Source organism: bacterium (assembly GCA_035454885.1).
GTDB lineage: Bacteria > UBA10199 > UBA10199 > JACPAL01.
Genome location: DATIGE010000038.1, coordinates 65599 through 81466, shown reverse-complemented (window position 1 = coordinate 81466; position 15868 = coordinate 65599). Strand labels below are relative to the sequence as shown.

At 62.0% G+C, this 15868-nt stretch carries 8 protein-coding genes; 3 read left to right on the top strand and 5 right to left on the bottom strand.

What is annotated here, in order from left to right; genetic code table 11:
* The first annotated feature begins 51 nt into the window (after window positions 1-51).
* The gene (locus VLJ37_06810; GenBank protein ID HSA59380.1) at window positions 52-1173 is read left to right on the top strand and encodes a cytochrome c peroxidase; all 1122 of its coding nucleotides are present in this window, start codon (window positions 52-54) and stop codon (window positions 1171-1173) included.
* Window positions 1174-1203: 30 nt separating this feature from the next.
* On the opposite strand, the gene VLJ37_06805 is transcribed toward VLJ37_06810, so the two are convergent.
* On the bottom strand, window positions 1204-1950 hold the full coding sequence (locus VLJ37_06805) for a hypothetical protein (GenBank protein ID HSA59379.1): 747 nt from the start codon (window positions 1948-1950) through the stop codon (window positions 1204-1206).
* Between the two features lie 100 nt (window positions 1951-2050).
* Complete coding sequence (gene mutY / locus VLJ37_06800) at window positions 2051-3055, bottom strand: A/G-specific adenine glycosylase (protein ID HSA59378.1); 1005 nt, start codon at window positions 3053-3055, stop codon at window positions 2051-2053.
* 19 nt (window positions 3056-3074) lie between these two features.
* Between mutY and VLJ37_06795 the strand changes: the two genes are divergently transcribed.
* Together VLJ37_06795 and VLJ37_06790 are read left to right on the top strand one after the other, a co-directional pair.
* Window positions 3075-4058, top strand: a complete 984-nt coding sequence (locus VLJ37_06795; GenBank protein ID HSA59377.1) for an NAD-dependent epimerase/dehydratase family protein — start codon at window positions 3075-3077, stop codon at window positions 4056-4058.
* A 38-nt stretch (window positions 4059-4096) separates the two neighbouring features.
* The gene (locus VLJ37_06790; GenBank protein HSA59376.1) at window positions 4097-4804 is read left to right on the top strand and encodes a hypothetical protein; all 708 of its coding nucleotides are present in this window, start codon (window positions 4097-4099) and stop codon (window positions 4802-4804) included.
* Here VLJ37_06790 and nrdR read toward each other — a convergent pair.
* The 3 genes from nrdR to VLJ37_06775 form a co-directional block, all read right to left on the bottom strand.
* Window positions 4785-5246, bottom strand: coding sequence for a transcriptional regulator NrdR (gene nrdR, locus VLJ37_06785; protein ID HSA59375.1), 462 nt, complete (start codon window positions 5244-5246; stop codon window positions 4785-4787). The two genes, VLJ37_06790 and nrdR, sit on opposite strands and share 20 nt — an antisense overlap.
* Window positions 5243-6529 carry a serine hydroxymethyltransferase gene (gene glyA / locus VLJ37_06780; GenBank protein ID HSA59374.1) on the bottom strand — a complete coding sequence of 429 codons (1287 nt, stop codon included), beginning with the start codon at window positions 6527-6529 and terminating at the stop codon, window positions 5243-5245. The genes nrdR and glyA overlap by 4 nt, the downstream gene beginning before the upstream one ends.
* Window positions 6530-6630: 101 nt before the next feature.
* Window positions 6631-15813, bottom strand: a complete 9183-nt coding sequence (locus VLJ37_06775) for a choice-of-anchor Q domain-containing protein (GenBank protein HSA59373.1) — start codon at window positions 15811-15813, stop codon at window positions 6631-6633.
* Window positions 15814-15868 lie beyond the last annotated feature (55 nt).

Genomic DNA, 15868 nt, shown 5'->3' with positions numbered 1-15868 from the left:
AAATCGCACTCTGTGCGATTCACGACTTAAACTTCTTGGAGGATCTGAAACGTGAAAAACATCCTCACCGGACTCGCACTGATCGCAGCCGTGGCCGCCTGCGCGCCAAAAACCGAAGCGCCCCCGGCGACCCAGCCTGCCGCCACCGGGCCCGCGGCGGCAGCCCCCGCTCCTTCGCCCGAAACGGCGCCAACCATCCCGACCTCGAATCCTTCCAAAGAGGCCCCCTGGCTCCAAGTCCCCCTGGGCCTGGACAACGAAAACCTGAACATCCCCGCCGACAATCCTTTGACGCCCGAGAAGGCGGAGTTGGGAAGGCTGCTTTATTTCGACGCGCGTTTCTCGGCCGACGGAAAGGTCTCCTGCGCGACCTGCCACAACCCCCGCCAGGGATGGACGGACAACGAACCCGTCTCCGCGGGCATTCACGGCAAGAAGGGCACGGTGAGCGCGCCGACGGTGGTGAACGCCACCTACATGGCCCTGCAATTCTGGGACGGCCGGGCGGCCACGCTGGAGGAGCAGGCGCTGGGACCCGTCGTCAATCCGGTGGAGATGGGGCTCCCCTCGCACGAGGTCATGGTCTCCACCTGCAAGTCGATCCCGGGCTACGCGCCGTACTTCAAGAAGGCGTTCGGCGATGAGGCCATCACCAAGGAACGCATCGCCCAGGCGATCGCATCGTTCGAAAGGACGGTCTTGAGCGGCAATTCCCGCTACGACCGGTGGACCTTCGGCGACAAGACGGCGATGACGGAACAGGATATCCGCGGCCGCGACCTCTTCTTCGGAAAGGCCCTCTGCACGCGCTGCCACGCGGGCCCGAATTTTTCGGACAGCATGTTCCACAACCTGGGGGTCGGACAGAACAAGCCCAAACCCGATCAGGGACGCTTTGCGGTCACCAAGGCGAAGGAAGACATGGGCGCGTTCAAGACGCCGACGGTGCGAGACGTCACGAAGACGGCCCCGTACATGCATGACGGCTCGGAAAAAACTCTGGAGGACGTGGTCGAGTTCTACAACCGGGGGGGCACCAAGAATCCCAATTTGGATGTGCGGATGGAGGCGTTGAATCTGACCGCTCAGGAAAAAACCGATTTGGTGGCGTTCCTGAAAGCCCTGGACGGCAACCCCTACCCCGTGGTCGCTCCTCCCGAAATGCCGAAATGAGGGGAAAAGGCGGCCAAAAAGGAAAATCGCCTACCGTCTCGGAACAAGAAGAGCCGTCGTAACGCGGGGATGATCGCGAATTTGGTCCGCCCGGGTGCTATATGTCGACCACGATGCGAAATCCTGGCCGGCATGCTCCGTCACGAAACCTTCCGCCGTATGGAGCCACTCATCAACGGCGGCGGCATCGCCCCGGAGTGCTGCCTCGTCGGCCCTCCGAAGGGCGTTCTCCATCGTGCGGTTCACGATCTCGGCCGCCCGGTCTCTGACCTGTGCCCTCAGATCGGGTCCGCCGCGCTCAAAGAGAATCCTGGCCAAATGGCGGGCGTCACCGATGCCGGCATTGGCCATGATGATTCCCATTGTACTCGGCGCCTCGGCATAGTTCCCGGCGCTGTTCAAATACGCCGTAATGAACAGGGAGTCAGACCAATTCCGGTCGAAGGTCATCCCCGCGTTCACGGCCAATCCCCTCATTTGATTGGAAGCGCGGGCCAACTCTTCGGAATTTCCTTCCCTGGAAGATCTCTCTGCCAGCTGCCGTAACGCCTGGTACTGGATATAAGCCTGGGCGCGGCCGACCGTGAGACCGCTGATCTTGGCCACACCCAGATTCGAGAGGAATCCCCGCACGTAGCGATCGCTGATGCCATACTCGCGGCGACGGCCCCCCTCATCCCTGAAAACGACCCGATCCCCTTTCCCGACAATCCCGTCGCCGTTGTCCCGAATCTCCACAAACTGATACTCGGCCGCCGATGACGAAATTTTTGACATATATCTTCAATTATCGGCCAAATAGTACTCTGTAGTTTCTTGAAATGCATATTTTTTTAGGCCGAGTATCAGCATTATTATCAAAATGATAACACTCTCCTTAGTCTCTGAGATGCTTGAGGATTTTCCGGTTCATGGAGGAGGTGGGGAGGGAATCCACCTCCGAAAGGCGGGTCCAACGGTGCTCACAAGGCCAGGAGGCGGTCCCCCGGAGTTCGCAGAGAAACGGTAAGATCTTGAGGCGACGGTTGAGGACGGAGTGACGGACCATTGGCAGCGCGCGAGCCACGTCCACCGGCCAATCTTTCCCTAAATCCCGAGAATCCCCCGTCACCATGGGCAGCTCCCACATCCCGCGGAGAAGACCTTGTTGAGGACGCCGCACAAAAAGAATCCTGCCTTCCTTCCGGACGACAGCCGCAACCATGAGGACGTCGCGGTACTCCGTCCTTTTCTTTCCTTTGGGGAATTCTTCGGGCCTTCCCTTCTTCCGGGCGAGGCAATCCGTCGAAACGGGGCAAGAAAGGCAGGAGGGATTTTCGGGCGAACAGACCGTTGCGCCCAACTCCATGACGGCCTGATTGAAATCTCCGCAATGCTTGTGCGGCAGGATTTGCTGGGCCATTCCCCAAAACACTTTTTGACCTGCGGACGATTTCGGATCTTCGCGGATCGCGAAGATCCGCGAGAGGACGCGGATGACGTTGCCGTCGACGATCGGCGCCTTCCGACCGAAAGCGATGGAGGCGATGGCGCCGGCGGTGTAGCGGCCGATACCGGGTAATTTCATCAATTCTTCGACCGAGCCGGGCAATTCCACGATCATCCCCGCCGCCCTGTGCAGGTTCCTCGCCCGCGAATAATAACCGAGCCCCGACCAGAGCCTCAGGACGTCTTCTTCGGAACCGGCGGCCAACGCCTTCACCGTCGGGAATCGTTTCAGAAAGCGCTCGTAGTAAGGGATGACGGCCTCGACGGTGGTTTGCTGCAGCATGATCTCCGAGACCCAGATGGCGTAGGGGTCCTTCGTCCGACGCCACGGAAGATCGCGACGGTTCTTGCGGTACCACGCCAGGAGTTTCGATTGCCAGGTTGCCGGTTTCAATCTAGCCTCGACTCACCCTATGAAAGCCATCGTCCTCGGCGCAACCGGTTTCATCGGTTCCCACGTCGCGCGCTCCCTCGCGCAGGAAGGGATCGACGTCCGCGTCTTGAGCCGGGGCACGAGCCCGTCCCTCGCCTTGGAAGGATTGCACGTCGAGCGGGTCATGGGGGATCTCGACGACAAGAAATCGTTGATCCAGGGCATGAAGGGCTGCCAGGCCCTCTTTCACGTCGCGGGCTACTACCCCCTCTATTCGCTCAACCGCAAACCCCAGAAAAGGACGGCGCTGGCCCAAATGACGAACGTCCTGGAGGCCGCGGCGGAAGCGGGGGTCGAAAAAACCGTCTACACGAGCTCGATGAGCGCGATCGGAAAGACGGCGGACGGGTCGCCGTCCGACGAAGACACCCCGTACGACACGAATTATTTCAAGGGCCTGTATTACGAGATCAAATACCTTCAAGAGCAACTCGCCCTGGAAGCGGCGCGTAAGGGACGCCACATCGTCGTCGTCAATCCCACCGGCGTCTTCGGCGACTACGACGTCAAGCCGACCTCGGGGGCCCTCATCGTCGCATTGGCCAAGGCCCAGGTCCCCTTCCTCTTCGACGCCCTCATGAACGCCGTCGATGCCGGGGACGTCGGCCGTGGACAAGTGGCCGCCCTCAAACAGGGTCGTTCCGGCCGACGCTATCTCCTGGGGGGGCATAATACGACGGTCTGGGAGTTGGCTCAAAAGGTCTGCAGGATCGCCAAGGTCCGAATGCCCTTCGGCCGCCTCCCGCTCTTCGTGGGGGAGGTCCTCGCGATGGTCTCGGAGGTCGTAGGGGACTTTTTCAATCGGCCCAAGCCCCTCCTCCCCCAGGTCGGCATCGACTTTCTCAAGTACGGGATGCACTACGATACGTCCCGAGCCCGGAAGGAGCTTGGCTTCACGGCGACGCCCCTGGAGGAGACCCTCGAACGGGCGATCGCATGGTTCCGCAAACACCGGTATCTTTAGTTGGCAACTTTGAACGCTCCCCCGGCGAAGAAAGCGCCATGTCTTTGGGTCTATTCGCCGTCCAAGCCTATCTCGCCGCGAACGCCTACGTGCAGGCCAGGGCCGGTGCGCCCATGGCCGTTTCTGCGTCGGAGCCCCTTCCCGGACCGGTCCATGGAAACCACTTGGAAACGCATTTCTCCGACGCGCCCTCGGTCTTCTTTCCCGCCGGCGCGAGTCACCGTTCTCCCAACGCGTGGACGCCCTACCGTTCGGCCTTCACCGTCCGGCTCCCTCATACGACCCTCCCTCAGGAGATCGTCGACTACCTCATCAATCGCTCCCAACTGACGGGTCACCACTACTCGCTCTTCCGCCACGGACCGGCCTCTCGGCCATCGCGCTACGAGGTGCGCGAGGGCTCTCCCTCGGCGTCCGACCGGTCCGTCCTGGGAGGCGAAACCTACGATGTTTTCGAGGAATCTTTTTTCGACGTGACCTGGGTGGCGCATGTCCATCCGCCGTCACGGAACCCCCTGCCGACGGACGACGACTTAAATGCGCTCGCGGAGCGGGCATGCCACCGGAGGGGCCGATGCTTTCGCCATACCCTCTTCGGTTTTCTTCGCGGCGAGCCCGTCTTCATCGAATTTCAGGTGATGGTCGACCCTTTCACGCGGGGCATCACGGTCCTGCATCGGGCCTCGGAAAGCGTCGCGGCGGCGACGGATGCGCGAATTCAGGACTTTATTTCTTCTTATCGTTGAGCAGCCCCTGCAGTTCGTTTAGGAATTGGTTCACGTCCTTGAAGTCCCGGTAGACGGAGGCGAATCGGACGTAGGCGACGTGATCCAGATCGTGCAAGGCGCGCATGATCCGCTCGCCGATCTCCTTGGAGTTCACTTCTTTCTCGCCCAATTCGACGATCTCCCGCTCGATCCGGTCGACGGTCTCCTCGATCTTCTCCATGGGCACGGGCCTCTTCTCGCAGGCCTTCTGGATGCCGCCGACGATCTTCTTGCGGTCAAACGGCTCGCGGCGGCCGTCCTTTTTGATGACGAGGGGGAGGAGCTCCTCGACGCGCTCGTAGGTGGTAAACCGCTTGCCGCACGTGTCGCACTCGCGCCGGCGCCTGATCGTCTCGCCTTCCTTGGAGTCGCGGCTGTCGACGACGCTGCTGTTGGGATGGTTACAGAAAGGGCATTTCACAAATACAGGGGGAATTTCTTGCAGAGCGCGCGGATACTCTCCCTCACCTCGCGCTTCGCCTTTTCATTCTTGAGGTCAGACAGGACCGTATGGATCCAACCCCCGATCGTCTTCATCTCCGGTTCCTTCATACCCCGCGTCGTGAGGGCCGCGGTGCCGATCCGGATGCCGCTGGTGATGAGAGGACTCTGGTCGTCGAAGGGGACCGCGTTCTTGTTGACCGTGATCCCGGCCTCTTCGAGGGCCTCTTGGGCGTCCTTGCCGGTGACCTTCCTGTTTCTCAAGTCCACCAGCATCAGGTGATTGTCCGTCCCGCCGGAGACCAGGTTGTAGCCCAGGTCCACCAGCGTTTGGGCGAGGGCCTGCGCGTTCTTGATGATCTGGCGGGCGTAGTCCTCGAACGCCGGCTGCAGGGCCTCCTCAAAGGCCACCGCCTTGGCGGCGATAATGTGCATGAGCGGCCCGCCCTGGATGCCCGGGATGATCATCGAGTCGATCAGTTCGCTCATCTTCTTCACGCGCCCCGATTTGGGCGCGACGAGGCCGAAGGGGTTCTCGTAGTCCTTGCCGATCAGGATCAAGCCGCCGCGGGGTCCCCGGAGGGTCTTGTGCGTCGTCGAGGTCACCACATGGCAATGCGGCACGGGGTCGTTGTGGAGCTTCTTCGCGATCAGTCCCGCCGGGTGGGCGATGTCGGCGAAGAGAAAGGCCCCGACGGAATCCGCGATCTCCCGGAACTTCTTGTAGTCGATGTTGCGTGAATAGGCCGAGGCTCCCACCGTGATCATCTTGGGACGTTCCTTCTTGGCCTGATCCGCGCACCGGTCGTAGTCGATCCGCCCCGTCTTGGGGTCCACCCCGTAGGCGGCAAAATTATAAAGTTGACCGGAAAAATTGACGGGTGATCCGTGCGTCAGGTGGCCGCCATGGGACAGGTTCATCCCCATGACCTTATCTCCTGGCTTGAGGAACGTGAAATACACGCCCATGTTGGCCTGGGAGCCGGAGTGCGGCTGGACGTTGGCGTATTCGGCGCCAAAGAGCCTCTTGACCCGGTCCCGCGCCAGGTCCTCCGCCCGGTCCACGAACTCGCAGCCGCCGTAATAGCGCTTACCGGGGTAGCCCTCGGCGTATTTGTTCGTCATCACGCTCCCGGCCGCCTCCAAAACGGCCCGCGAGACGAAGTTCTCGGACGCGATCATTTCCAGGGTGAATTCCTGGCGCTCCGTCTCGCCGTGGATGGCGGCGTGGATGTCGGGGTCCTGTTTTTGAAGGTAAGACATCATGAATTCGGGGGGTAGCATGGCAAAACAAAAAAGGCGACCCTCTTTCGAGGGCCGCCTTCGAGATAGTGTCGGGGCGAACCTCGTGTTCGCCCTTCGTATTATCTAATCAAGCTGCAACCGCCGCTGCCTCCCGACTCCTCGGTACAGACCGACGGTTCACCCGTGCAGGTAAAGCCATCTTCGACCACACAGGTAGCGCTGCAACCGTCGCCCGCAGTGGTGTCGCCATCATCGCAGCCCTCACCGGTCTCCACGTCGCCGTTTCCACAAACAGCAGGCACGACCGGCGGAACCGGGGGGGCCGCGGGGGTTGTAACCTCCAAGGCGCCCAGGTCACAGGCGTCGCCGACGGGACGATCGGTACCGACCTGGTCGGTCGGGTCGCAGGTGGCGTTGTTACCGGCGTCAATCGCGGGGCTCCCGGCCTGCAGGGAGAGGCTTTGGACCACCGAGGTCGGCTCGTCGCCGGCGAACCGACCGCCGTTGTCCGCCAGACCCGCCAGATCAAAGAGGGGGTCCACATTCAGGACGCCCGTCGGATCACCGGTGATCTCACAACCAGACGGGTCTTGGACTATGTTGGGCCCGCTCGAAGCCATGCTGTTCCCGGCACCCGTGAAGTCGTTGAGGCAATCCGGGGCCTCGGCGCCGGGGCTCGCGTCGGTATTGCCGGCAATGAGGGTATTGCTGAATACCATGTCATCATCGTTGTAAATTCCGCCGCCGTCGCCGCCCGTAAAACCTCCCTCATTCGCGTCCGACGTGTTGAAGGCGATCGTCACGTTGTTCAAGTCCAGCTTATCATCACTCCAAATTCCGCCGCCATGGCCATCCGCCTGGTTGTTGACAATGGTCGTGTTGATGATCTGGAGCGGGTAGTCTGTCGCAATGCCGCCGCCATTGCTGTCGTCCGTGGCCGAATTATTCTGATCCCCAAGGGCACGATTGTCGCTGATCAGAGTGTTCCGGATGACGCCGGGGTAATCGGTCGCAATCCCGCCGCCGTCATTGTCCGCCGCGGTGTTGCCGGTAATGAGGCAGTTATCGAGGACGAAGTAGTAATAGGCGTCGATACCGCCGCCCTCTCCGGTCAGATGTGTGTTTCCGGAAATGATGGAGTTACTGACCGTGCTCCAGTCGTCGAAGTGGATCCCGCCGCCGCCTTCGCCGCCGCCGCCTCCATCCTCGTCGGTGTCTCCGATGTTGTCGGCGATCGTGCTGTTGTCGATGGTGATGTGGTAGTAGTTATAGACGCCCCCGCCGCTGTCTTCGGAGCGGTTCCCGCTGATCGTGCTGTTCAGGATCACCATCTCATCGTCGTTGTAGACACCGCCGCCGTCGTTGTCGTCCAGGGCCTGGTTTTCGGCGATCAGGCAGTTGTCGATCAGCATGGTGTATTCGTTGTCGACTCCCCCACCCTCGCCGGCAAGGGTGCGGTTTCCGCTGATTTCGCAGTTGCCGCTGCCGGTGATGGTCATCGCCCCGTAGTCATTCATGATGCCGCCGCCGTCGCCGCTCGAACTTCCAGTCTCGTTGTCAACGACCCGGGTGTCAATGATCTCGGCCCCGTCCTCGTTGTTGTAGATGCCGCCGCCGTTTCCGCTGCCGTCATCGCCGGCCTTGTTTTCAGCAATCGTGCTGTTCTTGACGAGAAGGGAGCCGTCGTCGTTGCTGATGGCTCCGCCATCGTCCTCCGAGATATTATTGGAAAGGGTACAGTTTTCCACGACTAGGCCCGAACCGTCATCGTCCAAGTGAATACCGCCGCCATCGCCTGTAGCGTCATTTCCAAAGACGAGGCTGTCTACGATCCTCAAGAAACCGCGATTGTCGATGTTTATTCCACCCCCGCTCCCACTGACATTGCCTCCTTGAATGGTGACGCCGGTCATCACGACGCTCGCGGCAACGCCGGGACTCGCGCCGGCATCGATATGAAAGACCCGATCTCCAGTGGCGGCACCATTGCCTTCAATGACGGTCGTCAGAGAGCCGGATCCGGTGATGATCACATTGTCCGTAATGTCAAGATCGCCCGTCGCGGCAAGGTCCTCGCCCGCGCCGGCAATGGTCAACTGATAGATTCCGGCCGGAATCACGATTTCGTCATCAACTCCGACGCTTGCATTGGCCGCAATAACGGCCTCGCGCAGGGAGCAATCGGCGTCGCAGTTGCCATCCGGGGCGTCGTCCGTGATCTTCGTCACGGTAAAGGTCGCCGCACCCACCGTGCCCGCCGGAAGCATCAAGGCCAGAAATCCCATGCCCAACAGAGCCTTTTTCATTGTTTTTTTCCCCATGCGACGGAGAAACAGGACCCCTAAACCTGCGAAAATCGCCATCAAGGGGCCGGTCGCAGCCGCCGATGTGCCCCCGTCCGTCAGGGAGCAGCCTCCGCCGTCCCCGGCCGTTTCGGTGCAGACGGAGGGCTCCCCGGAACAGGTGAAACCGGCTTCCACGCTGCAGGTGTCGCTGCAACCGTCTCCCGCGTCCGTATCGCCGTCGTCGCATCCTTCACCGGTCTCCACGTCTCCATTGCCGCAGACCGCGGGAGGCGCCTCGCAGACGTCGCCCGTCCCGTCGCCGTCCGCGTCCGCCTGGTCGGCGTTGGCGTCCGCCGGACAGTTGTCACAGACGTCGCCCACACCGTCGGCATCACCGTCCGCCTGATCGGCGTTGGATGCAGCGGGGCAGTTGTCGACGTCGTCGCTTACCCCGTCGCCGTCGGTATCCACGACCAGTTCAAACGCTCCCAGGTCACAATCGGCGCCCTGGGGCCGGGTCACGCCGCGCTCGTCGGTCAAGGCGCAACTTGCATTGTCGCCCGCTTCGGCCGCGGCACTGGCCGGGGCCAGGGCAACCGTCTGCAACCGGACCGGGGCCTCGGGGTCTCCGACCAAGGGACCGTTGTTGTCGGCCAGGCCGGCCGCGGCGAAGCCGGGGTCTCCGGTCAGGACGGCCGTATCGTCGCCCTCAATGTCGCAGTCGGTATCGACGACACCGACGAAGTTGGGACCGCCCGAGGTCAACGTACTCGCGCCGGCGGTCGAATCGCTGATGCAGTCATCCCCCAGGTTGGGGCTCGTATTGCCCGCGATGATCGTGTTGATCATGACGGCGTCCGAGTTGTCGTCATAGAATCCGCCGCCGTCACCACCGCCGGCCGCATCCGCGTCCGATTCGTTACCCGTAATGGTCACGTTGTTGAGAAGGATGCCGTCACCGCCGGAATCGTTGTAAAGTCCGCCGCCGTTGCCGTCTGCCGTATTGTTGGCGATGGTCGTGTTGGAGATATCCATCGCATAGGTCGTATAAAGTCCACCCCCGTCGCTGTTGTTGCGGGCGGCGTTTCCGGAAATGGTGCAGTTCCGTAGGACAACCGGGTCCCCGTCGACATAAAGGCCGCCTCCGTCGTCGTCTTGGGCGATGTTGCCCGTGACGGCCACTCCGTCCAGAACGGCGTAATCGTTGAAATAGATACCGCCGCCGTTGTTGCTGATTGAAATATTGTTGCTGACCAAGCTGTCGGAGAGTGAAAGATAGTCGTTATTGTAGATTCCGCCGCCGTAACCGCCGGAACCGTCGTCGTTAAAGTCGGCGATATTCTCGGAAATGGTCGAGTTGCTGATTGTGAGACCGTCGTCGTTGTAGATACCACCCGCGCTTTCGTTGGCGTGATTGCCGAAGATGGTGCTGTTGATTAGGGTGAGATGTTCACTATTGTCGATGCCGCCGCCGTCTCCGTCTGCTGTGTTTCCGGCGATCCGGCAGTTGTCGATGAAGAGGGTGCTGTCGTTATAGATCCCCCCGCCGTCATCGTTGATGGTCGCGTTGTTGGTGATCTCGCAATTCAGGAGATAGGCCGAGGTATCTTGGTTGCTGTCGAGATAGAGCCCGCCGCCATAATCGTCCGCGCGGTTGCCCGTGACCTGGCTGTCCACGATCTGAAGGACGCCGCCGCTAGTGTAAATGCCGCCGCCGTAGCTGCCGAGGGCCTGATTATTGGGCCCAATGACGCTGTTGCCGATGACATGGACGAACCCCTCGCCGCTCCAGATACCGCCGCCGTCGTTGTCCGCGGTGTTGTTGGAGACCGTGCTGTTGATGAGCACGAGGGTTCCCTGATCCTCCACATCGATGCCGCCACCGCTGGTGGTGCAGTGGTTTCCGTCGACCACCGAATCAATGAGGGTCAGACTCGCTGTCCAGCTCAGGAGAATGCCGCCGCCGCTGGCGCCCACATCGCCGCCCGTGATGGTGACCCCCGAGATGGTCACCGCGATGCCGGTGTCGTCCGGGTCGATGCTGAAGACGCGATCGTCGCCGCCTCCGGCCCCGTTTCCGTCGATGATGGTGTCGGAAGCGCCTGCGCCCTGGATCGTTACGTTCCGCCTGATTTCAATCTCCCCGATGGTTGAGTCGAGATTGACCGTGCCTGACGGGATGACGACGGTGTCGCCGTCCGCGAGCGCGATGTTCTCGAGATAGAAACGCAGGGACCCCGGATCTCCGTCCGGAACGGTCGGCGCCGCACCCATCGAGTTTGGATCGACGTTGTAGGTAACCGCACCGGCGGTGGACGGAAGCAACAATGACGCCAGCGCCAAAATCCAAAAGCCTTTTTTCATCGCGATTTTCCTCATCCGAAGCGCCGCTAAGGCCGCAAGGCCGGCGAACACGGCCCAGAAGGTGACATGAGGCTTCGCATCACCACTCGCGACTAGGCCGCATCCCCCACCGTTTCCTCCGCCGCCGGTCGTGCCGCCGCCGGTGTCATCGGTGTCGCAGGCGGCGCCGATCCCGTCGCCGTCTTCATCGGCCTGGTCCGCGTTGGCGACCAGAGGGCAGTTGTCGACCCCGTCGGCGACGCCGTCTCCGTCGTCGTCCGTGTCGCAGGCGTCACCCGCGCCGTCGCCGTCCGTGTCGGTTTGGTCCGCATTGGAGACGTCGGGGCAGTTGTCCAAAGTATTGGGAATCCCGTCGCCATCGGCGTCGGGCTCCAATTCGAAGGCGCCCAAGTCGCAAGCCGCGCCTTGGGGCCGCGCAGTGCCGCGCTGGTCGGTGAGTTCGCAGGAGCCGTTGTCACCCACGTCCAAGGCAGGGCTCGCGGCCTGAAGGGCCAAGGTCTGGGTCGGGCCACCGTTGTCGGCCAGGCCGGCCGGGTCGAAGAGCGGATCGTCGCTCCGGAGACTTGAGACGTCTCCCACGACCTCGCAACCATCCAGATTTTGGATGATATTCGGTCCGACGACGGTGAAGTTGTTACCATCCCCGGTAAAGTTGCTGTAGCAATCGGGGGAAGTGGAAATGAAGCTGGCGTCCGTGTTCCCGGCGATGATGGAATTGGTGAGCAGCACACCCTGATCGTTGAAGACGCCTCCGCCTTCGCCGCCCGAGAAGCCTCCTTCGTTGGCATCGGCGGTATTGCCCGTGATCGTCACGTTGCTCAGGATGATGTTCGCATCGCTGTCGGAATTCACGTAGATCCCACCGCCGTCGCCGTCGGCACGGTTCCCGACGACCGTACAATTGGTCATGGTCAGCGCTTCGTCGTGCCAAATGCCGCCGCCCTGGCTGTCGGTTGAGGCCGAATTGTGCTGATCCCCCAGGGCGATGTTGCCGGAGATGGTGCTGTTCGTGATGATGGTCTGGGAATTGTCGAAATAGATGCCTCCGCCGTCGTTATCCGCGGCCACGTTGTCGGCAATGGTGCTCCGATCAATGACCGTGTACTCACTGCCCGTGCCGGAGATACCGCCCCCGACGCCGCCGCCGCCGGCCACGTTTCTCAGGATGCTGCTCTCCCGCACGTAGAGATCACCGTCGGTGTTGATCCCGCCGCCATTGCCCTCGGAGCCGTCGGAGTCGATATCGGTGGCATTGTCGGCGATCGTGCTGCGCTCGATCACGGCCGTTGAGTTGTTGTAGATGGCGCCGCCATCGTCATCGGCTCCATTGTCGGAAAGGGTACTGTCTTCGACCCAGAGCTCCACGTCATTGAAGACAGCGCCGCCGTCACTGTCATTCAGGGCCTGATTGTGGGAGACCGTGGAGGCAGAGATCAGCAGCGTATAACCATTGTAAACGCCGCCGCCGTTGCCCTCGGCCGTATTGCCGCTCAAATCCGAATTGTTCAGGACCACGGCCGTGTAGCCGTTGTAGATACCGCCGCCGTCGCTGTCCGCATCGTTGTTGTTGATTTGGCTGTTGATGACGTCGAGCCCTCCCGCATCGGTATAGATGCCTCCCCCGGAGGAGGTCGCGATGTTGCCGGTGACGGAACTCCCATCGGAGATGATCAGGGAGCCGCTGGTATTGTAGATGCCTCCGCCGTTGCCGTCGGCGACGTTGGTCCGGACGGTCGAGCGGATCACGGCCAAGGCGCCCTCATTCAGATAAATGCCGCCGCCGTCCGCTCCATTGGTCTCGTTGTCGCTCACGACGCTGTCGACAAGGGTCAGGGAGCCCCGGTTGTCGATGAGGACGCCGCCGCCGTTGGCCGAAGGCTTTCCGGCCTGGATGGTCATGCCTTCGAGGGTCGCCCCCGCCCCGGTGTCGTTGGGATCGATATGAAAGACGCGGTCGGCGGTCAGGTCGCCGCTGCCGTCGATGAAGGTGCTTCCGGCCCCGGCGCCCTGGATGGTGATTGTTTTCGTAATGTCCAAATCCGGGAATGTGTCGGCGTCAAAGGCGCCGCCCGCCAGGGTGAGTACGATGGTTCCAGCCGGAACGATGATCACGTCCCCGTCCAGCGCGGTCGCGATCGCATTGCGGAGTGTCCCTGGTGTACCGTCGTCCAGGAGGCTCGTGACGGTTATGTCCGCCGCTCGGCCGGTGCTGGAAAACAGGAGCAGGATCGCCGCGGCCGGAAGGGCACGGCGGGCCACGCGCCTACCCCGGAACAGGCATAATCCGGCAAAGGCCAGGATCGACATCAGGAACATTGAAAGACCCTCCGTGGCTCCGCGCGCGGCGGTGGAACCGGCGTTGAGGCTGCAACCGCCCCCGCCGTCTTCCGCGTCACACGCGTCGCCGATCCCGTCAGCGTCTGCATCTGCCTGGTCCGCGTTGGCGACGGCATCGCAATTATCCGTCGAATCCGGGACGCCGTCCCCGTCGGTATCCGTGGCAGGCGTCACGGCCGCCTCGCAGGCGTCTCCCGTTCCGTCGCCGTCGGTGTCGGCCTGATCGGCGTTGGCATCGTCCGCGCAGTTGTCGCAGACGTCTCCGACGCCGTCGGCATCGCCGTCTTCCTGTCCGGCGTTGGCGGTCGACGGGCAGTTGTCCGAGTTGTCCTCGATGCCGTCGCCGTCCGTATCGGTGAAGAGCTCAAAGGCCCCCAAATCGCAGGCCGGACCTTGAGGCCGGCTCGTACCGCGCTCGTCATCCAACTCGCAGGTCCCGCTGTCGCCCGCGTCCAAGGCCGCGCTGCCGGCCGCGATGGCGCTGGTAAGGATCGGCTCGGGGCTGTCGGGGTCGCCGGCGTCCGGGCCACCATTGTCCGCCAGGGCGGCCAAGGCCGGGTCGCCGGTGACGAGTCCCAAACCGGTCACGTCGCATCCGGTCGTAACTTCGATGAGATTGGCGCTGAGGGACGTAAAAACCGCACCAGCCGAGAAATCGCTGAAGCAGTCGGGCGCGGTTGCGTCATCGGAGTTGTCGGCGAGGATCGAATTGGTAATCGTGACGCCGGTGGCGTCGTTGTAGATTCCGCCGCCGACGCCATCGGCCCCGCCCTCTTGGTCCGCGACGTTGCCCGAAATAGTGACGTTGTTGAAGAAGTGATCGTCGCCGCCGGAGGCATAGATGCCGCCGCCGTCGCCGTCGGCCTCGTTGTTGGCCACGGTCGTGTTCGACATCATGAGGGGATAATAGGAGACGATGCCGCCGCCGATACTGTCCGTCCCGCCGCCGTTCTCATCTCCGAGGGCCCGGTTTCCGGAGATCGTGCTGTTGCGGATGATCATCGGGGCGCCGGTGTTATAGATCCCGCCGGCGTCGTGATCGCTGGCTTCGTTGTCGGCGATGACGCTCGATTCGATGATGATGTAGTTGGAGCTGTCCGAGTAGATGCCGCCGCCTTCTCCGCTCACGGAGATATTGCCGCGGACGACGCTGCCACTGAGGAAGAAGTAGTTATCCGTGTAGATGCCTCCGCCCTGGCTTCCATCGGGGTCCGCGTCCACGTCGGCCGTGTTGCCCGAGATCGTGCTGTTCAAGATTGTGAGTGATCCGCTGTTGTAGATGCCGCCCCCGTTGTCCTCGGCGTCGTTGTTGCTGACGGTGCTGTCCGTCAGGGTCAGAAGATCTTCCGTGTAGATGCCGCCGCCATCGTGGTCATTCATCGCATGGTTATCGTCGATGAGGCAGTTATCGATCGACATGAGTTCGCCGTTATGAATTCCACCGCCATCACCACCGGACTTGTTGCCGCTGATCTCGCAGGCGCCGGACCCCGTGATCGTGGCCGATTGATCGCTCGTCGTGTAGATGCCGCCGCCCTCGCTGCTCGTATCCTCCGGATCGTCGAACGTGCTGTCGTTGTCGCCGGCGATGTTTCCTTTGATGGCGGTATCGATGATATTAAGGGTTCCATCTTCCGAGTAGATGCCGCCGCCGTCCCCGTCCGTGGTGGAAGCGCCGAAGCTTGAGATATTGTTCTCGATCGAGCTGTTCTTGATTTCGATGAAGCCGGCGTTTGCATAAATGCCGCCGCCGTCCTGCGTCGCCGCGTTGTCCGAGATCGTGGAGTTTTCGACGACCAAGGCGCCGTCGGATTCGATGGCAATACCCCCGCCGTCGGTCGATCCCGCAGTCACCTGGTTGTCCTTGACCTCGCAATCCCTCAGAAGGAGGGAGCCGGAGTTGCGAATCCGAATGCCGCCGCCGGTTCCCGAGTCCTCACGCCCCCCCTGGACCGTGAGGGCCTCGATGGCGACATGCACCCCCCGGTCATCGGCGTCGATGTCGATGGCCCGGTCGTTCGTGACCGCGCCATTGGCGTCGATGATCGTTGTCCCCGCGCCGTTTCCGCGGATCGTGATGCTCTTGTTGATGTCGAGGTCATCGGTCAGGGTGACGGTGGTGACGCTGGCATCGAAGACGATCACGTCGCCGTCGATGACGGCCGGATTTTCGATGATCGTCCGGAGGGTCCCCGAGGAGCCGTCATCCGCGGCGTTGGTCACGGTCCAGGTGGCTGCCGTAGCTGGAGAGCTCAGGGCGAGTCCCGTGATGATAAAGGAGGCAAAGATTGAGAGTATGCCGAGACGTTTGGTCATAAGAGTCGCTCCTCGGGTTGTGAGCAAATGGAGGGGGACGGCCCCGCGAGGCCGC

Excerpts from the sequence above, each read along its gene's own strand:
- VLJ37_06805 (HSA59379.1), bottom strand. The coding sequence starts at position 1,950 with ATGTCAAAAATTTCGTCATCGGCGGCCGAGTATCAGTTTGTGGAGATT.
- VLJ37_06795 (HSA59377.1), top strand. The coding sequence starts at position 3,075 with ATGAAAGCCATCGTCCTCGGCGCAACCGGTTTCATCGGTTCCCACGTC.
- VLJ37_06790 (HSA59376.1), top strand. The coding sequence starts at position 4,097 with ATGTCTTTGGGTCTATTCGCCGTCCAAGCCTATCTCGCCGCGAACGCC.
- glyA (HSA59374.1), bottom strand. The coding sequence starts at position 6,529 with ATGTCTTACCTTCAAAAACAGGACCCCGACATCCACGCCGCCATCCAC.
- VLJ37_06775 (HSA59373.1), bottom strand. The coding sequence starts at position 15,813 with ATGACCAAACGTCTCGGCATACTCTCAATCTTTGCCTCCTTTATCATC.